Source organism: Streptomyces sp. NPDC005955 (genome assembly GCF_042871255.1).
In the GTDB taxonomy this organism is placed as follows: domain Bacteria; phylum Actinomycetota; class Actinomycetes; order Streptomycetales; family Streptomycetaceae; genus Streptomyces.
Genome location: NZ_JBIAIF010000004.1, coordinates 177,938 through 199,367 on the forward strand (window position 1 = coordinate 177,938; position 21,430 = coordinate 199,367).

Annotated in this window: 17 protein-coding genes and 1 pseudogene; 10 read left to right on the plus strand and 8 right to left on the minus strand. The window is 72.1% G+C overall.

All coding sequences use genetic code 11. From position 1 onward, the window contains the following. Window positions 1–314 precede the first annotated feature (314 nt). On the plus strand, window positions 315–1,142 hold the full coding sequence (locus tag ACFYOU_RS12525) for an N-formylglutamate amidohydrolase (RefSeq protein WP_391305201.1): 828 nt from the start codon (window positions 315–317) through the stop codon (window positions 1,140–1,142). Between the two features lie 13 nt (window positions 1,143–1,155). Here ACFYOU_RS12525 and ACFYOU_RS12530 read toward each other — a convergent pair whose 3' ends face one another. The 3 genes from ACFYOU_RS12530 to ACFYOU_RS12540 are packed head-to-tail and all read right to left on the minus strand — an operon-like array spanning window position 1,156 to window position 3,649. After that, complete coding sequence (locus ACFYOU_RS12530) at window positions 1,156–1,437, minus strand: hypothetical protein (protein ID WP_389771225.1); 282 nt, start codon at window positions 1,435–1,437, stop codon at window positions 1,156–1,158. Then, a complete protein-coding gene (locus ACFYOU_RS12535) occupies window positions 1,434–2,093 on the minus strand; it encodes a sigma-70 family RNA polymerase sigma factor (protein ID WP_391305203.1) in 660 nt (219 codons plus the stop codon). Before ACFYOU_RS12535 ends, ACFYOU_RS12530 begins: the two co-directional genes overlap by 4 nt. Next, window positions 2,090–3,649 (minus strand): sodium:solute symporter, encoded by a 1,560-nt coding sequence (locus ACFYOU_RS12540; RefSeq protein WP_391305204.1) that lies wholly within the window; start codon window positions 3,647–3,649, stop codon window positions 2,090–2,092. Before ACFYOU_RS12540 ends, ACFYOU_RS12535 begins: the two co-directional genes overlap by 4 nt. A gap of 318 nt (window positions 3,650–3,967) precedes the next feature. Between ACFYOU_RS12540 and ACFYOU_RS12545 the strand changes: the two genes are divergently transcribed. From ACFYOU_RS12545 to ACFYOU_RS12560, 4 genes are all read left to right on the plus strand, one after another. Next, window positions 3,968–4,177, plus strand: coding sequence for a DUF3311 domain-containing protein (locus ACFYOU_RS12545; RefSeq protein WP_391305782.1), 210 nt, complete (start codon window positions 3,968–3,970; stop codon window positions 4,175–4,177). A 161-nt stretch (window positions 4,178–4,338) separates the two neighbouring features. After that, the gene (locus ACFYOU_RS12550; RefSeq protein WP_391305205.1) at window positions 4,339–6,486 is read left to right on the plus strand and encodes a carbon starvation CstA family protein; all 2,148 of its coding nucleotides are present in this window, start codon (window positions 4,339–4,341) and stop codon (window positions 6,484–6,486) included. Next, complete coding sequence (locus ACFYOU_RS12555) at window positions 6,483–6,728, plus strand: CstA-like transporter-associated (seleno)protein (protein ID WP_391305207.1); 246 nt, start codon at window positions 6,483–6,485, stop codon at window positions 6,726–6,728. Before ACFYOU_RS12550 ends, ACFYOU_RS12555 begins: the two co-directional genes overlap by 4 nt. 82 nt (window positions 6,729–6,810) lie before the next feature. After that, the gene (locus ACFYOU_RS12560; RefSeq protein WP_391305209.1) at window positions 6,811–7,755 is read left to right on the plus strand and encodes a hypothetical protein; all 945 of its coding nucleotides are present in this window, start codon (window positions 6,811–6,813) and stop codon (window positions 7,753–7,755) included. Between the two features lie 102 nt (window positions 7,756–7,857). Here the strand turns inward: ACFYOU_RS12560 and ACFYOU_RS12565 are convergent, their stop codons facing one another. Together ACFYOU_RS12565 and ACFYOU_RS12570 are read right to left on the minus strand one after the other, a co-directional pair. Next, entirely contained in the window at window positions 7,858–9,795 is a 1,938-nt protein-coding gene (locus tag ACFYOU_RS12565; protein WP_391305210.1) for an ATP-binding cassette domain-containing protein, read from the minus strand. After that, window positions 9,792–10,685 (minus strand): phosphotransferase, encoded by an 894-nt coding sequence (locus ACFYOU_RS12570; RefSeq protein ID WP_391305212.1) that lies wholly within the window; start codon window positions 10,683–10,685, stop codon window positions 9,792–9,794. The genes ACFYOU_RS12565 and ACFYOU_RS12570 overlap by 4 nt, the downstream gene beginning before the upstream one ends. 838 nt (window positions 10,686–11,523) lie before the next feature. On the opposite strand from ACFYOU_RS12570, the gene gyrB reads away from it, so the two are divergent. Both gyrB and ACFYOU_RS12580 read left to right on the plus strand, forming a co-directional pair. After that, window positions 11,524–13,557 (plus strand): DNA topoisomerase (ATP-hydrolyzing) subunit B, encoded by a 2,034-nt coding sequence (gene gyrB, locus ACFYOU_RS12575; protein WP_391305215.1) that lies wholly within the window; start codon window positions 11,524–11,526, stop codon window positions 13,555–13,557. A gap of 141 nt (window positions 13,558–13,698) precedes the next feature. Continuing rightward, the gene (locus ACFYOU_RS12580; RefSeq protein ID WP_391305217.1) at window positions 13,699–15,798 is read left to right on the plus strand and encodes a toprim domain-containing protein; all 2,100 of its coding nucleotides are present in this window, start codon (window positions 13,699–13,701) and stop codon (window positions 15,796–15,798) included. Window positions 15,799–15,900: 102 nt separating this feature from the next. On the opposite strand, the pseudogene ACFYOU_RS12585 reads toward ACFYOU_RS12580, so the two are convergent. Continuing rightward, window positions 15,901–16,698 (minus strand): annotated as a pseudogene (locus ACFYOU_RS12585) (SDR family NAD(P)-dependent oxidoreductase); the annotation flags it as partial. A gap of 329 nt (window positions 16,699–17,027) precedes the next feature. Between ACFYOU_RS12585 and ACFYOU_RS12590 the strand changes: the two are divergent. The 3 genes from ACFYOU_RS12590 to ACFYOU_RS12600 all read left to right on the plus strand — a co-directional run bounded on the left by ACFYOU_RS12590 (window position 17,028) and on the right by ACFYOU_RS12600 (window position 19,918). Beyond that, window positions 17,028–18,383, plus strand: coding sequence for a bifunctional o-acetylhomoserine/o-acetylserine sulfhydrylase (locus ACFYOU_RS12590; RefSeq protein WP_391305219.1), 1,356 nt, complete (start codon window positions 17,028–17,030; stop codon window positions 18,381–18,383). A 5-nt stretch (window positions 18,384–18,388) separates the two neighbouring features. Continuing rightward, the gene (locus ACFYOU_RS12595) at window positions 18,389–19,552 is read left to right on the plus strand and encodes a homoserine O-acetyltransferase (protein ID WP_391305784.1); all 1,164 of its coding nucleotides are present in this window, start codon (window positions 18,389–18,391) and stop codon (window positions 19,550–19,552) included. A gap of 159 nt (window positions 19,553–19,711) precedes the next feature. Further along, window positions 19,712–19,918, plus strand: a complete 207-nt coding sequence (locus ACFYOU_RS12600) for a hypothetical protein (protein WP_391305221.1) — start codon at window positions 19,712–19,714, stop codon at window positions 19,916–19,918. Window positions 19,919–20,005: 87 nt separating this feature from the next. Here the strand turns inward: ACFYOU_RS12600 and ACFYOU_RS12605 are convergent, their stop codons facing one another. Further along, window positions 20,006–20,809 carry a TipAS antibiotic-recognition domain-containing protein gene (locus ACFYOU_RS12605; protein ID WP_391305222.1) on the minus strand — a complete coding sequence of 268 codons (804 nt, stop codon included), beginning with the start codon at window positions 20,807–20,809 and terminating at the stop codon, window positions 20,006–20,008. Continuing rightward, a complete protein-coding gene (locus tag ACFYOU_RS12610) occupies window positions 20,802–21,347 on the minus strand; it encodes a VOC family protein (protein WP_391305224.1) in 546 nt (181 codons plus the stop codon). The genes ACFYOU_RS12605 and ACFYOU_RS12610 overlap by 8 nt, the downstream gene beginning before the upstream one ends. Between the last annotated feature and the right edge of the window lie 83 nt (window positions 21,348–21,430).

The following is a 21,430-nucleotide window of genomic DNA, read 5'->3' on the forward strand; positions in this document are numbered from 1 at the left end:
GGCTCGCCGGTTCCCGCGCCGCCGCGCCGGCCTGGACACGCGTTCCAGCCAGCGGAAGTGGGCGTACGGGCTTGCGATTTGGCCAGTATGGCACGGCCACCCGGTCTTCGCCGGTCCCCTGCCGGAGGAGCTTTCCGCGGGTCGCAGCGGTCGCCCCACCGGCCGGCCGGCGCACCGCGTACGGGGGGTCCGCCGCCCGGAGGACCCGTCCGCGCCATCCGGCCGGGGCTCGGAACGCGCCATGACGACGCTGGCGGCCCCGGCCCGTGTCCGCCGCCCGCGGACCCCGGTACGGGCCGTGCCAAGCTGGTCGCATGCCCCGTACACCCACGAGCTCCGGCGTCGACTCCTTCCGCTTGCATCCGGGCGCACCCGAGTCCCCCGTGATCCTGCACGTCCCCCACTCCTCCCGGGTGGTCCCGGAGTCGGTGCGTGCGGGCATCGTCCTGGACGACGCGGCGCTGGAGCGCGAGCTGGACCACCTCACGGACGCGCACACGGCCCGGATCGCCGCCCGGGCCGCCGACTCGGCCGCCGTCACCCCCTGGCGGTTCGTCAACGGTCTGTCCCGGCTGGTGGTGGACCCCGAACGGTTCCCCGACGAACGCGAGGAGATGGCGGCGGTCGGGATGGGGGCCGTCTACACCCGGACCACCCACCGCGAACCGTTGCGCGCCGACGGGTTCGACCCCCGCCCGCTGGTCGAACGGTACTTCCTGCCGTACGCCCGGGCCGTGCAGGAGGCGGTGGCGGACCGGCTCGCCGTCACCGGACGGGCCGTGGTGATCGACGTGCACTCGTACCCGACCGCGCCCCTGCCCTACGAACTGCACGGTGCCGGCGAGCGGCCCCCGGTCTGTCTGGGCACCGACCCCTTCCACACCCCGGAGCGGCTCACCTCGCTCGCCCGGGAGGCGTTCGGCGGATGCGGCGGAACCGGTCTCGACAGCCCCTTCGCGGGTGCCTACGTGCCGCTGGCCTTCCACGGGCGTGACCCGCGGGTGAGCGCGCTGATGGTGGAGATCCGTCGCGACCAGTACATGGCGGAGCCGGGCGGGGCCCCGGGGCCGGGCCTCGACGCACTCGCCGGAGCGCTCGCCACCCTGATCGACGGTGCCGGCGCCGGCGCCGGCGAGAGCTGACCCCGCGGACGGGTCAGCTCCCCGGGGCCACCGGCGGGGCGTGCGACGAGGGAGTGCGATGGTCGTTGAAGATCACACCGGGGGTGGCGGGCGCCTGGTTGAGCACCCAGAGACCCGCCAGGGTGGCGAGGGTGAACACCACGGCGATCAGCAGGGCCAGCACGAGCCGGCGCCGGCGCTCGCGGCGCAACCACTCGCCGCGCACCGTGCGGTAGGCGTCCGGGGCCGGACGGACCTCCCGCGCCACGGCCTCCAACGCCTCGCGCAGCCGGCGCTCGGTGTCTGTGCCATTCATCTGCGCGCCTCCATCGCCTTGGTGAGGGCGGCGATGCCCCGTGCCGTGTGGGTCTTGACCGATCCCGCCGAGATGCCCATGGCGTCGGCTATCTCGGACTCCTTCAGCCCCATCCAGTGGCGCAGCACCAGTGCCTCGCGCTGCCGGGTGGGGAGTTCCCGCACCGCGGCGATGAGCACCCGTTGGTCGTCCTGGATCAGGGCGTCGTGCTCGGCCGAGGCGACCTGTTCCCTGACGGGGGTGGGGGCCTCGACGTGTTTGCGGATGGTCTGGAGGTGGCGGATGCGCATTCTGGTCAGATTGCAGACCACCGAGCGGAGGTACGCCTCCGCCCGGTCGGTCTGTCGGAGTCGGCGCCATTTGCGGTAGAGCTGGTAGTAGGCCTCCGCGACGATGTTCTCCGGGTCGTCGGCGCCGAGGAGGGTGGCCAGCCGCAGCATCGACGTGTAGTGCGCGCCGAACAGCCCGGCGAGGGCGACGTCCCGTTCCCGGTCGGGGACCTCACCGACCGGCGGCGTGCCCGGTGGGCCCGAGGAGCCGGGGTCCGTGGTGGCGGGCGAGGCCGGGTTCGGGCCGCCGGGGGCCGTGGGTGCCTCGGGCACGGGTGCGCGGTCGGCGAGGGTGAGGGCGCGGCCGGCTCGTCTCATCCGTCTCATGTGCTCGCTCCTGTTCCCGGGCGGCGCCTGGAGGCCGGCCCTGGTGGTAGGGCGGTGGTGTCGGCGCCGCGAGCGACGCCGGACCTCCGCAGGACGGGGGTGGCGGCCACGGCGACCGCGAGGTTCAGCAGCAGTGCCGCGAGACCGGCGTAGACCTCCAAGGTGTGCCCGGTGGGGCCCAGCGGCATGACGGGTGAGAAGCCCTCCCGTACGACCATGAGGGTGCCGACGGCCATGCCGACCGCCCATCCCGCGAGCAGGGCGCGCGGATGCAGCCAGTTGGTGTAGAGACCGATGGCGACCGCGGGGAAGATCTGGATGATCCAGACCCCGCCCAGGAGTTGCAGGTTGACGGCGGCCTGGTCGCGCAGCCCGAACACGAAGGCGACGGCGCCGAGCTTGGCGATCAGGGAGATCACCCGGGCGATGCGGACCTGGCGTTTGGGCGTGGCGGTGGGGTGGACGTACTCCACGTACACGTTGCGGACGAACGAGGTGGCCGCGGCGACCGACATCACGGCGGCGGGGACGAGCGCCCCGACGGTGATGGCGCCGAAGACCAGCCCCGCGACCGGCGGTGACATCAATCGGTCCACGAGCAGGGGCACCGCGGTCTCGGCGCCCCCCGTGGTGGTCCTGATCCGTTCGGCGACGGCGGCGATGCCGAGCAGGCCAAACAGGGCGAGGACCGCGGTCCAGGCGGGGAGGGCGACGGTCACGCGGCGCAGCGTCCCAGGGCTGCGGGCGGCGAGCGCGGCGGTGAGCATGTGCGGGTACATCAGCACGGCGAAGGCCGACCCCAGGGCGAGCGAGGCGAAGGCGGCCTGTTGGTGCGGGGCGAGCAGCAGTGCCGCGCCGCCGGCGCCGCCGAGGTCCATGCGGCGGGCGGCCTGCTCGAAGGCGGCGCCGGGTCCGCCGAGGTCGTCGAGGACGACCCAGACCGCGGCGATGACGGCCGCGAAGACGGCGACCCCCTTGAAGGCCGCGATGACGGTGGGCGCGCGCAGCCCGTAGCGGAAGGTGGCGATGGCGAGCCCGGCGAACAGGGCGACCATCGCGAGATGGGCGGCGATCGCATCGGGGTCGACCCCTCCGGCGGCCAGCACGGCGCGGATGCCCAGGAGTTGCAGTGCCAGGTACGGCATGGTCGCGAGGATGCCGGTGAGGGCGACGACCAGGGCGAGCGGCGGGGAGCCGTAGCGGCCGCGGACGAAGTCGGCGACCGTGACGTACCCGTTGCGGGCGCAGACCTCCCAGAGGCGGGGCAGCAGGACGAAGGCCAGGGGGCAGGCGATGATCGTGTACGGGACGGCGAAGAAGGCCGTCGCACCGTTGCCGTAGGCGAGTCCGGGCACGGCGGTGAAGGAGTAGGCGGTGAAGAAGGTGCCGCCGATGAGGAGCCAGGACCATCCGGTGCCGAGTCCGCGGTCGGCCAGGGCCCAGCCGTCGAGGGAGGGGAGCCGTCCGGTGGGGCGGAACCGGCGGGCGGCCACGGCGAGCAACGACGTCGCGGCGATGACGGCGAGGTACGCGACGAGCGTGCCGCCTCGGATCATCGTCCACCGTCCGTACCGGCGATCCGGGGACGCGGTGCGCGCCCGGATCGACCCTCTGAGTCCTGCTTCCCGTACGTCCTGCTCTCCCTGCCGTGGCCCCACCGCGAGACCGGGCGGCGGTGTCGTCGCCCGGGTGCGGTGCGGCCGGTGAACGGCGAGTGGCCTGGAACTTCGGATGATCCGTCCGAAAATCCACCACCCGGGTTGTCAACCGAACCGAGGGTGTCGGCAACTCTTCCACAGACCAGCGCGGTACGGGAGCGGGGAAACAAGGAGGAACCCGTGGCAGACGACGGACACACACAGCATTCCGGCCGTATCACGGCACGGCGTGTCGTGGCGGCTTTCTGCCTACTCGTTCCCGTGGTGGCCCTGGTCTGGGTGCCCTGGTACGCCGGTGCACAGCCGGAGTTGGCGGGGATTCCGTTCTTCTACTGGTACCAGTTGGCGTGGGTGCCCGGGTGCGCGGTGTGGTTGCTGGCCGCGTACCTGCTCACCCGGGGGAGCCGGGGCTCGCCGGGCTCGTGAGCTGCCCGGACCCTGCGCCGGGGCGGTCACGGTCCCGTGCCCGATGCGTGTGGCGTTGTGTGTGCTTGATGCGAGTTCCGTGAAGTCCGTGACCCGTGGGACCGATTGACCGGTACCTCTACGACGCATTGTGTTCTCCCCTGCGAACAGAAGGATTCACCGTGTCCGGAACCCTTGTGCCGTCCTCGCGGCTCCGCTGGAAATCGGTCTTGATATGGTCCCTGGTCGCTCTGGTGGGGGGCGTGTCCTGGGGGGTGCTCGCACTCTCCAGGGGTGAGGAGATCTCGGCGGTCTGGCTGTTGGCGGCGGCCCTCGGTTCGTTCGCGATCGCGTACCGCTTCTACTCGAAGTTCATCGCGCGGCGGGTGTTGCGCCTCGATGACACCCGGGCCACCCCGGCGGAGCGGATCAACGACGGGGTGGACTTCCAACCCACGGACCGTCGGGTGCTGCTGGGGCACCACTTCGCGGCGATCGCCGGCGCCGGTCCGCTGGTGGGCCCGGTGCTCGCGGTGCAGATGGGCTATCTGCCGGGCACGATGTGGATCGTCGCGGGCGTCATCTTCGCGGGTGCCGTGCAGGACATGGTGGTGCTGTTCCTGTCGATGCGGCGCGACGGCAAGAGCCTCGGCCAGATGGCCCGGGAGCAGTTGGGGCGCATCGGCGGGGCGGCGGCGCTGCTCGCCGTGTTCACCATCATGATCATCCTGCTGGCGGTGCTGGCGCTGGTCGTGGTCAATGCGCTCGCGGACTCGCCGTGGGGCACCTTCTCCGTCGCGATGACGATTCCGATCGCCCTGTTCATGGGCTGTTACCTGCACGTCCTGCGTCCGGGGCGGGTCCTGGAGACCAGTGCGATCGGGGTGGGCCTGCTGCTCCTGGCGATCGTGGGCGGCGGCTGGATCGAACACTCGTCGCTGGCGGACACCTTCACCCTGAGCCCGACGACCCTGGTGTTCTGCCTGGTGGTGTACGGGTTCGTGGCGTCGGTGCTGCCGGTGTGGATGCTGCTGGCGCCGCGGGACTACCTGTCGACGTTCATGAAGATCGGCACGATCGTGTTGCTCGCGGCCGGGGTGGTCATCGCCGCCCCGCGGCTCGAAGCCGAGGCGGTGACCTCCTTCGCCTCCTCCGGCGAAGGGCCGGTGTTCGCGGGCTCGTTGTTCCCGTTCCTGTTCATCACCATCGCCTGCGGTGCGCTGTCCGGCTTCCACGCCCTGGTGGCCTCGGGAACGACCCCGAAGCTGGTCCAGAAGGAGTCGCAGGTCCGGATGATCGGCTACGGGGCCATGCTGATGGAGGCGTTCGTCGCCGTCATGGCCTTGATCGCCGCGGCAGTGCTGGACCCGGGGCTGTACTACGCGATGAACGCGCCCGCGGGGCTGCTCGGTTCGACCGTGGAGTCCGCTTCCCAGGCGGTCGCCGGGCTGGGCTTCACCATCTCGCCGGAGGAACTGGCCGCCGCGGCCAAGGCGGTGGACGAGGGTTCGTTGGTCGCCCGCACCGGTGGCGCCCCGACCCTGGCGGTGGGCATGGCGCAGATCTTCTCGGAGGTGGTCGGCGGTGAGGGGATGAAGGCGTTCTGGTACCACTTCGCCATCATGTTCGAGGCGCTGTTCATCCTGACGACCGTCGACGCGGGCACCCGGGTCGGCCGGTTCATGCTCCAGGACATGCTGGGCAACGTGTGGAAGCCGATGGGGCGCGTCGGTTGGAAGCCCGGTGTCTGGTTCGCCAGTGGCGTGGTGGTCGCCGGCTGGGGGTACTTCCTCTACGTCGGCGCCACGGACCCCCTGGGCGGGATCAACCAGCTCTTCCCGCTGTTCGGCATCGCCAACCAACTCCTCGCGGCGATCGCCCTCACCGTCGCCACGACCCTCCTCATCACCTCGGGCCGACTGCGCTGGGCGTGGGTGACGGGCGTGCCGCTCGCCTGGATCGTGGCCGTCACCTTCACCGCGAGTTGGCAGAAGGTCTTCTCCGACGACCCTCGTGTCGGCTTCTTCGCCCAGCGCGAGCGCTACGCCGACGCCATCGACGCCGGGACCCAACTGCGACCCGCCACCTCCATGGACGAGATGCACACGGTGGTCACCAACTCCACGGTGAACGGCGTCCTCATCGTGCTGTTCGTGCTGCTGGTCCTCACGGTCCTCGTGAACGCCCTGGTGGTGTGCGTCCGGGCGGTCCGCTCCCCCGGGAGCACGAGGTCCACCCAGACCCCGTACGTCCCGTCCGCGATCGACGCACCGGCCCCGCGCGCGCGGCGCCCGGCCGGTGCGGCGTCCGGACCCGGGGAGGCACCATGACGCCCGCCCGGCCCCGGGACGCTCCCGCGTCGGGCCGCCGGCGGGGTGGCGACGGACCGGTGCGGCGGGCCGTGCGCTGGATCCACTGGTACCTGCGGGAGCTCACCGGCGAGACCGAGTACGAGCGGTACTGTGCGCGGCACCGCCACGAAGATCCCGGCACTCCCGTGCCCACCCCTCGGGAGTACCAGCGGATCAGAGCAGCCCGTCAGGAAGCGGCCCCGCGATCGAGGTGCTGCTGACCGGCTCACCCTCACCGACCCATCCACATCCGGGCGCCGCGTCGACCGCGCGGTGCCCGCCCTCCCCCACAGAGGACCAGTGATGCTGCGAAGAAGCAGAACGGTTCGCATCCGTCCGGAACTCGACGACCGTGAGCTGCGCCAAGCACTCACCGACATCCGGCCCATCCACCAACTGCAAGGGTTCGGCGCCGACCGCACCCGCCCCGCCTGGCAGCCGGTGGCCGATCTGCTGGACGCCACGGGGACCGACTGGGACCGCAGGACCCACCGGGTGTCGGTGCTGTCCCGGGTGCTGTCCCCGGCGGCGGTGGACCACTGGGTCGACTACGCCCCGGACAACCCGGACGCGGTGGTGATGCAGGCGTGCGTCCAGGCCCATCGGACGGTCTCCGGAACGGCGGCGGCGCTGGACGGGGCCCAGACCCGTTGTGTCCGGGCGGCCCACGCCCACCCGAAGGACCCCACGCCCTTGATCGCCCTGCTCGACCTGATGCGGGGGTGTCGGGTTCCGTCGCGGCGGGCGGCTCCGATCTGGCGGGAGATCATCGACCGTGACCCGGGCAACCGGACCGCCCACCACGTGGTGCTGCGGTACCTCTCGCCCCGCAGCCACGGCTCGGTGAGCGACATGACGACGTTCGCCTGGCACTCGGCGGCGCAGGCGCCGCCGGGCTCGCCGTTGGCCCTGCTGCCGCTGGCGGCCCGGGCCGAGCACTTCGCGCACGCCGTCGAGGCGGGCGGCACCAGGGCGTTGGCGGCCCACCGCATCTGGCACGAGAAGGCCGCGGCCAGCGAACTGGAACTCGCGTTGAAGGGCTGGTTCCACACCTCGGCTCCCCCGCACGCCGAGGCCGTGTCCGATCTGAACCTGTTGGCGTTCGCCCTGGTGCGGGCGCGTTGGCTGCCGGAGGCCACCGAGGTCTTCCAACGCGTCGGGCGCCATATGACGATGTTCCCGTGGGACGCGTTGGAGGACCCCGTGACGGCCTTCACCTACTGGCGGGACCGGATGGGCGCGGCCTGACCGACCGCCCCGTCTCGGGACGGTGCGCACCGCGGCGGGACCACGACCCCGCCGCTCGCCCGATGCCGTCCGCCCTCCCGGGGGCCGTGCCGCACACGGTCGTCACCGGTCCTTGGACAGGGCGAGCAGTTCCGCGAAGAGCCCGTCCGACGCGCACAGTTCCTCGTACCCGCCCTCCTGCACGATCCTGCCGTCCCGCATGACCACGATCCGGTCGGCGACCCGGGTGTTCTCCAGTTGGTGGGTCACCACCAGGGTGATCCGGTCCGCAGCGATCTTCTTGATCTCCTCGAAGATCTGGTGCTCACCGCGTGCGTCCATCTGTGACGTGGGCTCGTCGAGGATCAGCAGCGCGGGCCGCCGGTACAGCGCCCGGGAGCAGGCCAGGCGCTGCCACTGGCCGCCGGAGAGTTCATGGCCGCCGAAGACCTCCCGGGCCAGCAGGGTGTCGAGTCCGCGGGGCAGTTCCTCGACGGCGGTGCGCATCCCGACGGCGTCCACCGCCTGCCAGACCGGGGCGTCGTCGGGGCTGCGGGGCTGGCCGAGGGTGACGTTGTCCCGGACCCGCAGCGGCCATTGGGCGAAGATCTGCGGAACCAGCCCGGTGTGCGTCCACACGGTGTCCGGGTCGGCGGCGGCCAGGTCGGTTCCGTTCCACCGCACCGTGCCCCGGTCGGGGAGCAGGATGCCGGTGACCAGGCGGGTCAGGGTCGACTTTCCGGAGCCGTTCTCGCCGACGATCGCCACGATCTCGCCGCGCCGCAGGGTGAGGCTGAGCCCGTCGACGGCGGGACGGTCCTTGCCGGGGTAGCGGTGGGCCACGTCGTCCAAGCGGATCTCGTGGACGGGCGCGGTGATGACGGCCGGGCCCCGGGCGGGCGCGTGCCGGTCCGCGAGGTCCAGGAAGGTACGCATGTCGGCGAGGTAGAGACTGGTGTGGAACATCTCGGCGCCGCCGCGGACGAGTTGGGTGAGCGCGCCCAGTGAACTCTGGACGGCGACGACCGCCGTCGCGGCGATCGCGAGCTCCACCCGGTCGGTCGCCGCGAGCCAGGCGAGGGCCGCCCAGGTCACCAGGAGGAACACGCCACCGAGTGCCGAGGCGGTGAGGGAGATCCGCAGCACCCGGGGGGCGATGCCGAGGGTCCGCCGGTCGATCCGCTCCGACAGGCTGCGGTACCAGAAGAGCAGGTAGCCGGTCATGCCGTTGGCCCGGACCTCGTCGCCGTACTTCGGGGCGGTCGACCACCAGCGCATCATGCCGCGGACGTTGCGGTCGCCCAGGTTGGCGTAGTGGGTCTCGTAGTCGACGCGCGCGGACAGCACCGCGCCCACCCCCGCCGGCAGCACCGCGAGCAGGAGCAGGGGCAGCAGGAGCGGGTGCAGCACGGTCAGGACGCCGCAGGCGGCGACCATCCGGACGGCCGCGGCGAGGAAGGTCTGGCCGTCGCGGACCATGGCGGCGGTCCGCACCACGCCGATCTCGGCCGCCTCCTGGCGTTCCGCGAAGCTCTCCGTCCCGTACGCCGACGCCTCGACCCGGCACACCGCCTCGACGAGCGCGGTGTCGGCCGCCGTGCTGAGCAGGGGGCTGACCCGGTCGTCCGCGTACCAGGAGAGTGCGGCGGCGATCCGGCCGACGGCCGCCGCGGCGGCGACGACCAGCAGCACGGGAAGCATCGACTGGAGCCGGTCGGTGACCGAGCCGGTCGCCACGAGGGCCCGCATCGCCCGCGCGGTGGCGGCGAGCAGCACGACCGCGGCCACCCCGGTCAACGCCTGGCAGACCAGGAGGAGCAGCACGGCCCGCCGGTCCGCCGCCCAGGCCAGGCGCCCGGTGTGGGCGAGCACCGAGGGCAGTCGGGCGCACAGGGCCCGGAAGCCGACCTCGCCGAGGGGGTTCTTCCCGTACTGGCCCTGGTAACGGATGTCCGCCGGGGGTGGCGGAGGGGGGTGGGGCGGGTCGGGGTCGGCGCCCGGTGTGCGGTCGCCCGGTGTACGGTCGCCCGGTCCGTCGCCGGGCAGGGTGAGGGTGCTCATGCGAACTCCCCCTCGACGAGCCGGTCGAGGGTGCGACGGCCCCGCGCGGTGACCTCGTCGTCGCCGTGCTGAGGTCCCCACATCAGGGAGCCGATGGCGTCGAGCGCGGCGAGGCAGCGCAGCGCGTGCCGTTCGGTGGGGCCGGGGCGGCGCCCGTAGCCGGCGAGGAAGGCCGCGCGCAGGGCCGGGCGGTCGGCCCAGGGACCGGCGGCCAGCCGGACGAAGTCCTGGACCGCGGGGGCGAACCGGGCCCGCTCGAAGTCGATCCAGGCCGCGTTTCCCGCCGCCGACCACATCAGGTTCCCGGGCTGGACGTCGCCGTGGACGAAGGCGAGCGGCAACGGCCCGATGTGCGGGAGGTCGGCCACGAGCCCTCGGACCAGGGCGCGTTCCCGGGCCGTCACCCGGTCCCCACACATGTGGAGGTGACGTTCGAGTCGGTGCGGGGCGCCGTCGAGTTCGTCGCGCGCCTCGGCGCGGCGTGCGGGGGTGGGCTCCGCTGCGGTGTGGAACCGGGCGAGCAGTGCCCCCGCCTGCCGGTACGCCTCGCGCTCCTCGACGGTCGGTAGGCGCAGTTCCCGCAGCGGGCGGCCGGGGAGGGCGGTGAGCAGCAGGGCGAGGTGTTCGGCACCGCAGTCGAGGAGGAGGGGCGCGCCGCCGGACGGTACGGCGGGCACGGCCTGGCGGTAGGCGAAGGTTTCGGCGCGGTAGCGTGCGGGGTCACGTGCGATCTTGATGATGAACCGGGTGGTGCGGTCCGGGCGGGTGAGTTCCCACACCCGGGAGGAGCCCGGGGTGGGCGCGGAGACGTCCCGGACCGTGTCGAAGGCGCCGACGGCCCGTCGGGCCCAGGCGTCGAGGGTGTCGGGCAGGTGGTTCAGTAGCCGCATGCGCACCGCCTCGGGCATGCACATGGTGAGGGCGCGTAGGCACCTGACTGGTCGTCAACCGCGCGTGGCCCGGTGGCCGCGGAACGGGTCATGCACTCGAACACCAGGTGAAGACTGGGACGAACGGGAACAGGATGCACGGGACCTCCCACGTCGAGGGGTGAAGTCTTGACGCAAGCACAACGCACCAGATCAACAGCGCGTCACGCTCACTTCCGGACGAATCTTCGGCCGAAAGTTCGATGACCGACCCATGGACCTCTGCCGCCCGGTCGGATACCTGTGATGCGGCGTTCGATTCACCCGGGAGAGGACGCTCCCCCGTTCGAGGGATTGCCGCCGGGGCCTCATGACCGTCGCGCCACCTGCGAGGTCGTCCGGCACCCGGTCGCCCCGCCCGAGGGGCAAGGGCGACGACGGACCCGCGCCGCCCCCGGAGCGGCCGGTCGCGCGACACACCGCCGAGGGGGACGACGAGCCACCTGACGCGGCGCGACGCGAACCACCGAGGACCACGCGGGAAAAAGCCGCTGAAGCCCTCCACGGCAAGGCATCAGGAAAGCCCCCGAGTGGCCCTCTGTCGCGTTTTCAGGGATCCCGGGCAGGGGGGATCGCCTCCCCCGAGGAAAGGGGCGCACATTGACACATGGAGGCACTGTTGCCCCATCATCGAGTCGCACCTTCGGTATCTTGATCGACGTTCCGGCAGTCAACGGCCCGATGCCCGTGGGCTTCCGGGGCCCTGTTGGGGCTGCCCTGCCCCGCCTCCGCGAGCGGTCCGGCCGCTCCCGCACCGTGGTGCGGGAGCGCGGTCCGCCATGCCCGAAAGAGAGCATCCGTGACCACCCACGACACGCGCGCCACCGCCGCCACCCCCGAACCCCGGCAGCCCGGCCCGGCCGGGGCCACGTCGTACGACGCCCACGCGATCACCGTGCTGGACGGCCTGGACGCCGTGCGCAAGCGGCCCGGGATGTACATCGCCTCCACGGGCGAGCGGGGGCTGCACCACCTGGTGCAGGAACTCGTGGACAACTCCGTGGACGAGGCACTCGCGGGAGTGGCCGACCGGATCGACGTGACGGTCCTGGCCGACGGCGGCGTGCGGGTGGTCGACAACGGTCGTGGCATCCCGGTGGGCATGCACCCGGTGGAGAAGCGGCCGGCCGTCGAGGTGGTGCTGACCGTGCTGCACGCGGGCGGGAAGTTCGGGGGCGGCGGGTACACGTTCTCCGGCGGTCTGCACGGTGTGGGCCTGTCGGTGGTCAATGCGCTGTCGACCCGGCTGTCGGCGGAGATCTGGACCGACGGCCACCGGTGGACGCAGGAGTACCGGCACGGCGCTCCCACCGCCCCGCTGGCCCGCCACGAGGCCGCCTCCCGGACGGGCACCTCGTTGACGTTCTGGGCGGACGGCGACATCTTCGAGACCACCACGTACTCCTTCGAGACGCTGTCCAGGCGGTTCCAGGAGATGGCCTTCCTCAACCGGGGGCTCACCCTGACCCTCACCGACGAACGGTCCTCGGCGCGCGCGACGGCCGCGGCCGACACCACCGACCCGGACCCGGCAGCGAAGACGGTCTCCTACCGCTACGACGGCGGCATCGCCGAGTTCGTCGCCCACCTCAACACCCGCAAGGGCGAGCCGGTCCACCCCTCGGTCATCACCATCGCCGCCCAGGACCCGGAACGACTGCTGTCGGTCGAGGTCGCCCTCCAGTGGAACGGTCAGTACACCGACAGCGTGTACTCCTACGCCAACGCGATCCACACCCATGAGGGCGGCACCCACGAGGAGGGCTTCCGCACGGCCCTGACCACGGTGGTCAACCGCTACGCGCGGGAACGGAAGCTGCTGCGGGACAAGGACGCCAACCTCTCCGGCGAGGACATCCGCGAGGGCCTGACCGCGATCATCTCGGTGAAGGTCAGCGAGCCGCAGTTCGAGGGCCAGACCAAGACCAAACTCAGCAACACCGAGGCGCGCACCTTCGTGCAGAAGGTCGTCCACGAGCACCTGACCGGCTGGTTCGACCGCAGCCCGAACGAGGCCGCGGACATCGTGCGCAAGGCCGTCCAGGCGGCCACGGCCCGGGTCGCGGCCCGCAAGGCGCGGGACCTGACCCGTCGCAAGGGCCTGCTGGAAACGGCTGCACTGCCGGGCAAGCTGTCCGACTGCCAGTCGAACGACCCGGCCGTGTCGGAGCTCTTCATCGTCGAAGGGGACTCCGCCGGCGGCTCGGCCAAGTCCGGCCGCAACCCGCAGTACCAGGCGATCCTCCCGATCCGCGGCAAGATCCTCAACGTCGAGAAGGCCCGGATCGACAAGATCCTGCACAACCAGGAGGTCCGGGCGATCATCTCGGCCTTGGGCACGGGCGTGCACGAGGACTTCGACATCGCCAAGCTCCGCTACCACAAGGTCATTCTGATGGCGGACGCCGACGTCGACGGGCAGCACATCAACACCCTGCTGCTGACCTTCCTGTTCCGCTTCATGCGCCCCTTGATCGAGGAGGGCCACGTCCACCTCTCCCGCCCCCCGCTGTACAAGGTCAGGTGGAGCAGGGACCACGTCGAGTACGCCTACTCCGACCGCGAACGCACCGTGCTCCTGGAGCGGGGCCGGCAGGAGGGGCGCCGGGTCAGGGACGACTCCGTCCAGCGCTTCAAGGGCCTGGGCGAGATGAACGCCGAGGAACTGCGCGTCACCACCATGGACCCCGACCACCGGGTGCTCGGCCGGGTCACCCTCGATGACGCGGCCGTCGCCGACGACCTCTTCTCCGTCCTGATGGGCGAGGACGTCGAAGCGCGCCGCCACTTCATCCAGCGCAACGCCAAGGACGTCCGCTTCCTCGACATCTGAGCCGTCTGAGCCGTCTGAGCCGTCTGAGACATCGGGGGCCTCGCACGGAACGGGCGCCCTCGCCGCCCTCCCGGGCGCCCGACCCGCCATCTCCCCACCGCTACCCCACCGCCACCCCTCTGTTGCCCAGGAGAGCACTGCGTGAGCACACTCCCCGCCCCGGCCGCCGCCAACCGCCCGCAGGACGGCTCCGACTACACCGCACGGCACCTGATGGTGCTCGAAGGACTCGAAGCCGTACGCAAGCGCCCCGGCATGTACATCGGATCCAGCGACGGTCGCGGTCTGATGCACTGCCTGTGGGAGGTCTTCGACAATTCCGTCGACGAGGCTCTGGCCGGCGCCTGCGACCTCATCGAGGTCGTCCTCCACGACGACGGCTCCGTGGAGGTCACCGATGACGGCCGCGGCATCCCCGTGGACAGCGAACCCCGCACCGGCCTGTCCGGAGTCGAGATCGCCTACACCAAACTCCACGCCGGCGGTAAGTTCGGCGGCGGCTCCTACGCCGCCTCCGGTGGCCTGCACGGCGTCGGGGCCTGCGTGGTCAACGCGCTGTCCGCCCGACTGGACATCGAGGTCGACCGTCACGGCCACACCCACGCCATCAGCTTCCGCCGCGGCACCCCCGGCACCTACACCGGCCCCGGACCCGACGCGCCCTTCACCCCCGCCCGGGGCCTGCGCCGGACCGCCACCGTCCCGGAGTCCCGCACCGGCACGCGCGTACGCTACTGGCCCGACCGACAGATCTTCCCCGCGGACGCGCGGCTGTCCGTGGAGGACCTGCACCAGCGGGCTCGGCACACCGCGTTCCTCGTACCGGATCTGACCGTCGTCGTGCGTGCCGGGTCCGGGCCCGGCAAGCCCGAGGAGCGCTACCGCTTCGACGGCGGCATCAGCGAGTTCTGTACGCACCTGGCGAGCGACGGGCCGGTCTGCGACGTGCTCCGCTTCGGCGGCCGCGGCACCTTCAAGGAGACGGTCCCGGTCGCGGACGAGCACGGCCGGATGACGCCCACCGAGGTCACCCGCGAGCTCGGCGTGGACGTGGCGCTGCGCTGGGGCACCGGCTACGACACCACGCTGCGCTCCTTCGTCAACGTGATCGCCACCCCCAAGGGCGGCACCCACGTCACCGGCTTCGAACAGGCCGTCACCAGGACGATGAACGAGGTGCTGCGGGGCCGGAAGCTCCTGCGCGTCACCGAGGACGACATCGTCAAGGACGACGCCCTGGAGGGGCTCACCGCGGTCCTCACGGTCCGTCTCGCCGAGCCGCAGTTCGAGGCGCAGACCAAGGAGGTCCTCGGCACCTCGGCGGCCCGGCGCATCGTCAACACCGTGATCAGCAAGGAACTCAAGGCCTTCCTCACCTCCGCCGAACGTGACGCGGCCCGGCAGGCCCGGGTCGTCCTGGAGAAGGTCGTCGCCGCCGCCCGCACCCGGGTCACGGCCCGTCAGCACCAGGACGCGCAGCGCCGCAGGAAGGCCCTGGCGTCCTCCTCCCTGCCCGCCAAGCTCGCCGACTGCCGCAGCGACGACGTCGACCGCAGCGAACTGTTCATCGTCGAGGGCGACTCCGCACTCGGGACGGCGAAGCTCGCCCGGAACTCCGAGTTCCAGGCGCTGTTGCCGATCCGCGGCAAGATCCTCAACGTGCAGAAGTCGTCCGTCACGGACATGCTGAAGAACGCCGAGTGCACCGCGCTCCTCCAGGTGGTGGGAGCCGGTTCGGGGCGGACCTTCGATCTGGACGCGGCCCGCTACGGCAAGATCATCATGATGACCGACGCCGACGTGGACGGCTCCCACATCCGCATCCTGCTCCTGACCCTGTTCCACCGTTACCTGCGGCCCGTGGTCGAAGCGGGCCGCGTCTTCGCCGCCGTGCCGCCGCTGCACCGCGTCGAGCTGATCCAGCCGGAGCGGGGCCAGGACAAGTACGTCTACACGTACGCGGACCACGAGCTGCGGGACACGCTGCGGGAGTTCCGGAGCAAGGGCATCCGGTACAAGGACTCGGTCCAGCGGTACAAGGGTCTCGGCGAGATGGATGCCGACCAACTCGCCGAGACCACCATGGATCCGCGGCACCGCACCCTACGTCGGATCAACCTCACCGACCTGGAGGCGGCTCAAGCCGTGTTCGACCTGCTGATGGGCCACGACGTCGCACCGCGCAAGGAGTTCATCGCCCGCTCCGCCGCCACGCTCGACCGGTCCAGGATCGACGTGTGAGAACGGCGCGGCGGCCGCCCGGGCGGGCGGGCACGGGTGGGGCGCCGGGTCGGCCGCGTCGAGTTCGTCGCCGTAGGTGGGGAAGTGCGCGGTGAACCCGCCGTCCACGGAGATCGTGGTGCCGGTGATGTAACCGGCCTCGTCGGACACGAGGAAGGCCACCAGGCAGGCGATGTCCTCGGGCACCCCGACCCGGGGGGTGAGGGTGTGCCGGGCGAGGCCCTTCTGTTGTTCGGGGGTGAGGGTGTCGGTCAGTGCGGGGGTCAGCACCAGGCCCGGGGCGATGCCGACCGCACGGACCCCCTGCTTCCCGTACTGGGTGGCGATGCTGCGGGTGAGGCCGAGGATGGCCGCCTTGGAGGTGCCGTACATGGGGCGGACGAGTTCGGCGAGGAGGCCGGCCGCCGAAGCGGTGTTGACCACGACGCCACCACCGCGCGCGATCATGTGGGGTATCGCGTGTTTGGCGGCCAACGTGTAGCCGAGCACGTTGACCCGCAGGACCCGGGCGAACAACTCGCCGTCGATGTCGGTGATGCGCTGGTCCCGACCGAGGACCTCGGGGGCGAGCAGCGCCGCGTTGTTGTGGAGCACGTCCACCCCTCCGAAGACGGCCACCGCCGTGGCGACCATCGCCCGGATCTGCTCCTCCTCGCCCACGTCGACCGTGACCGGAACGGCTTCGAGACCCCGGGCGACCAATCCGCCGGCGACGTGCTCGGCGGCGGTCGCGTCGATGTCGGCCACGACGACGCTGGCGCCGCGTTCGGCCAGCACCGTGGCGGTGGCGCGGCCGATGCCGGACCCCCCGCCGGTGATGACGGCGACCTTGCCCCGTAGGTGTGGTGGGTGGGCGGGGACCGATGGGTCCGGCGCGTACGGCAGGTTCTGTGTCGTCATGGGACTTCCTGGTCCGGCGCCTGTGGGAACGCCTGGTGAGGGTAGGGCCACAGCAGCGATTTTCTTGTTCCCCACCGGACTTGTTGGCCGGAACTCCGAGGATGGCCGGCATTGACCCGTGTCGGGGCCCCCTCCGTCCACGTTTGTGTTGCCGGCATGTTGCAGGCTCGTGGCCAGCTGGCCGGCGGGCTACCGGAACCACCCCCTCCCGGGTACTTTGCGTTCCGCCGGGTGTTTTGGGCCCTTCTCGCCCCGGCACGGAAGCGGTACGGGCCGGACCCGTACCGCTTCCGCCCCCTCCCCAGTGACCTCGCGCGAAGGAACCGCCCATGAGCCAGCCCCTCGACTCGGTGACAGCCGGTCACACCCCCGACGACGAGCCGGCGCCCGCCTCCGGGTGGTCGTTCGAGACCCGGCAGATCCACGCGGGAGCGGTGCCCGATCCGACCACCGGTGCACGGGCCGTACCGATCTACCAGACCAGTTCCTTCGTCTTCCGGGACACCCAGCACGCGGCGGACCTCTTCTCGCTCGCCGAGCCCGGGAACATCTACACCCGCATCCACAATCCGACGCAGGACGTCTTCGAACAGCGGATCGCCTCGCTGGAAGGGGGAGTCGCCGCGGTCGCCCTCGCCTCGGGACAGGCCGCGGAAACCCTCGCGATCCTCACCTTGGCCGGCGCCGGTGACCACATCGTCTCCAGCACCTCGCTGTACGGCGGAACGTACAACCTGTTCCGGCACACCCTGCCCCGGTTCGGCATCGAGGTCTCCTTCGTGGACGACCCCGACGACCTGGACGCCTGGCGCGCCGCGATCCGCCCCAACACCAAGGCCCTCTTCGCCGAGAGCCTGGGCAACCCCCGGGGCAACGTGCTCGACGTACGGGGCGTCGCGGACACCGCGCACGCGGCGGGGGTGCCGCTCATCATCGACAACACCCTGCCGACGCCGTTCCTGTTGCGGCCCATCGAGCACGGCGCGGACATCGTGGTGCACTCGGCGACGAAGTTCCTCGGCGGACACGGCACCACCATCGCGGGCGTCGTGGTCGACGGCGGCACCTTCGACTTCGGTGCGCACCCCGAGCGCTTCCCCGACTTCAGCGAGCCCGACCCCAGCTACCACGGGCTCCGGTACTGGCCGGACCTGGGCCCGAGCGCCTTCGCGGTGAAGCTCCGGGTGCAGTTGCTGCGCGACATCGGGCCCGCGCTCTCCCCGCACTCGGCGTTCCTGCTGCTCCAGGGCGTCGAAACGCTGAGCCTGCGGATCGAACGGCACTCCGCGAACGCCCTGGCGCTCGCCCAGTGGCTCGAAGCACGGGACGAAGTGGCGGCCGTGCACTACCCGGGCCTGGAGTCCAACCGCTGGTACGCGGCGGGTCGCCGCTACCTGCCGCGCGGCGCGGGGGCGGTCCTGGCCTTCGAGCTGAGGGACGGCGTGGAGGCGGGCAAGCGGTTCGTGGACGCGGTGTCGCTGTTCAGCCATCTGGCGAACGTCGGGGACGTCCGCTCGCTGATCATCCATCCCGCGTCGACCACCCACAGCCAGTTGGGCCCCGAGGCGCTGGCCGCCACGGGAACGGCGCCGGGCCTGGTGCGGCTGTCGGTCGGCATCGAGCACCTGGACGACCTCACGGCGGACCTCTCCGCCGGGTTCCGCGCGGCGAAGGAAGCGTCCTGACCGAGCTGGCGCCCCACGCCCCGGCGGACCAGCCCGTCGCTCCCCTCCCGCCGGCCTCCGGGGCCTGGCGGGAGGGTGACCCGCCCGGCGGTCGACGCTGGGTGGCCCTCGCCGCGCCCCTCGCCCTGGAGGCCGGCGGCGAACTGCCGGACGTGCGGGTCGCGTACGAGACCTGGGGGCGCCTGGCGCCCGACGCGTCCAACGCCGTGCTGGTGCTGCACGCGCTGACCGGGGACAGTCACGTCAGCGGTCCGGCCGGGCCCGGACACCCCACGGCCGGCTGGTGGGACCCGCTGGTGGGACCGGGGCGGGCCCTGGACACCGACCGGTGGTTCGTGGTGGCACCGAACGTCCTGGGCGGCTGCCAGGGCAGCACCGGTCCCTCGTCGCTGCGCGGCGACGGCACCCGCTGGGGCGGATCCTTCCCCTTCCTGACCCAGCGGGACCAGGTCGCCGCCGAGGCCGCACTCGCCGATGCGCTCGGCATCGACCGCTGGGCCCTGGTGGTGGGCGGCTCGATGGGCGGGATGCGGGCGCTGGAGTGGGCCGTGGGCCACCCCGACCGGGTGTCCGCACTGCTGGTCCTGGCCTGCCCGGCCGCCTCGGGGGCGGAACAGATCGCCTGGGCCGACGTACAACTGCACGCGATCCGCGCCGACGCCCGGTGGCGCGACGGCCACTACCACGACGCCCCCGACGGCGAGGGGCCGCACCGGGGCTTGGGCACCGCCCGCCGCCTCGCCCACGTCACCTACCGGTCGGGGGCCGAGCTCGCCGCCCGGTTCGGCCGGGCGCCGCAGGAGTCGGAGGACCCGTGGCGCGGCGGACGGTACGCGGTGGAGTCCTATCTCGACCACCATGCGACCAAGCTGGTGCGCCGGTTCGACGCGGGCAGCTACGTGACCCTGACCGAGGCGATGAACAGCCACGACCTGGGTCGGGGGCGCGGCGGCACGGCCCGCGCACTGCGTCGGGTCAGCGCCCGGACACTGGTGGCCGGGGTGGACTCCGACCGTCTGTACCCCTTGGCCGGGCAACGGGAGCTGGCCGCCGGACTCCCGCACGCGGACGCCCTGCGGATCGTGGAATCCCCGTACGGGCACGACGGGTTCCTCATCGAGACCGAGCAGGTCGGCGCCCTGGTCGGCGAGTTGACGAAGGGCGGGTGAGGGTCGCCAGGGCCCTGACGACCGGACCGGGTGCCGGCCGCTCCCCGGGGCGCCGCTCGGGCACCAGCGCGCGGTCACGCACGGTCATCGAACATGCGCGGTGCGACAGGTCGTGGGAGGCTGGGAACATCCCGCCCCCACACTTCACGGGAGTACCCCATGGGCATCAAGGACCAGTTCCAGGACAAGGCCGAGCAGCTCAAGCAGCGGGCCCAGCAGGCCGCGCAGAGCGGACAGGACGAGACCCGTCGACGGTCGGAGCGGGGGGCGGACGAGGCCCGGGACGCGTCGCGGGGCGGCGAGCCGCAGGAGCGGGACCCCCGGCGGCGCACGGCGGACGAGCCCGAAGAGCCGCCCCGGCGGTGACGTGCTGAGGCACTGAGCGAGGCGGTGGGTGACCCTAGAGGTCCACCCACCGCCTTCCGCCGTGGCGGGGCCGCCGGTCCGGTACGACTACTGCCAGGTCGCGGTGTCGGGGTCGATGCCGTGGGCGCGTGCGCTGGCGTCCACGATCCGACGGAACCACGCGGCGAGGCCGGGGCGGACGCCGTCGTAGTGGGCGGCGAACTCCGGATCGGCCGCGTACCTGCGGGCGAGGCAGACCTGCATCTGCCGGGTGAGGGGGAAGTACGAGGCGAACACCTCGCGGTGCCGGTCCACGAGCTGATGCGCCCGGGGACTGCCCGGGGTGACGCCGGCGTCCATCGCCTCGCCGAGGGCCCGGTCGAGATCGGCCACGGCGTCGGCGACGGCCTGCCATTCCTGCGGGCCGCGCGCGGCCGAACGTTCGGCGTACTGGCGCCACTGCGGGGTGTCGCCGTAGCGCCGGCGCGCTTCGACGGGCCAATCCGGGTTCCACCGGGGGCCGAAGAGCTCGGCCTGCTGCTCGGTGGTCAGCAGCAGGCCGCGTTCGTGGGCGTCGATCATCCGGTCCAGTCCGGCGCTGAGGTGCTGGAGGCGGTCGATCCGTTCGGCGACCTGGGTGCGCTGTGCGCGCAGTGCGCCGGGCACGTCCGCGGTCGAGTGGTCCAGGACGGCCCGGATCCTGTCCAGGCCGAGACCGATCTCGCGGTAGACGACGATGCGGTGCAGGCGTTCCAGGTCACCGGCGGTGTAGAGCCGGTATCCGGCAGCCGTGCGCAGCGACGGTCGCGCCAGGCCGATCTCGTCCCAGTGGTGCAGCGCACGGACCGTGACGCCCAGGCGCGTCGCCACCTGGCCGACGGTCAAGCCGTCGGTGTCGGTGTCATCAGACATGCTCCTCATTGTCGTTGCTGTCGCCGCTGCCGACGTCCGGTGGGGTGATCCCCATGGCCTCCAGGTTGCGCGCCTCCTGGCTGGTGGGGTCGAAGGGCTTCGCCGCGGTGAAGACGACCCGGGCGTTCTCGGGGGTGATCACCTCCACGTCGCGGGTGTTCCACGGGGTGTCCCGCGGGCCGTCGACGGCGTTCGGACGCAGGGCACGGCACGCTTCGACGATCGCATCGACCTGGCCGAGCACGCACGCGAAGCTGACGCTCGACTCCGGTGCCCGCTCCGGCACGCTGGGCGCCCGGACGAGGAGTACGTCCTGGAACGCCCACCGGCGCAGGTGCACGAGTTCGCCGGGGACGCCGAACAGTTCGAAGAACCCGAGCCCGCGGACCCAGAAGTCCACCGACGCCGCCAGGTCGCTGGTCGGGATCGTCACGAACGCGGGCATGCCGTAGATGCCGCGGAACGGCTCCGGCGGAACGGCGTCCGGACCGGGATCGGGCACGGGGCTGATCTCGAACGCGTTGTAGTAGTCGCTCATGCACCTCACCTTCGGGCCTCACGCAACGTGAGGGTCAAGCCGTCCGTGCGCCGCCCCTCCCCGACGGTGTGCGTCGGGTCGCG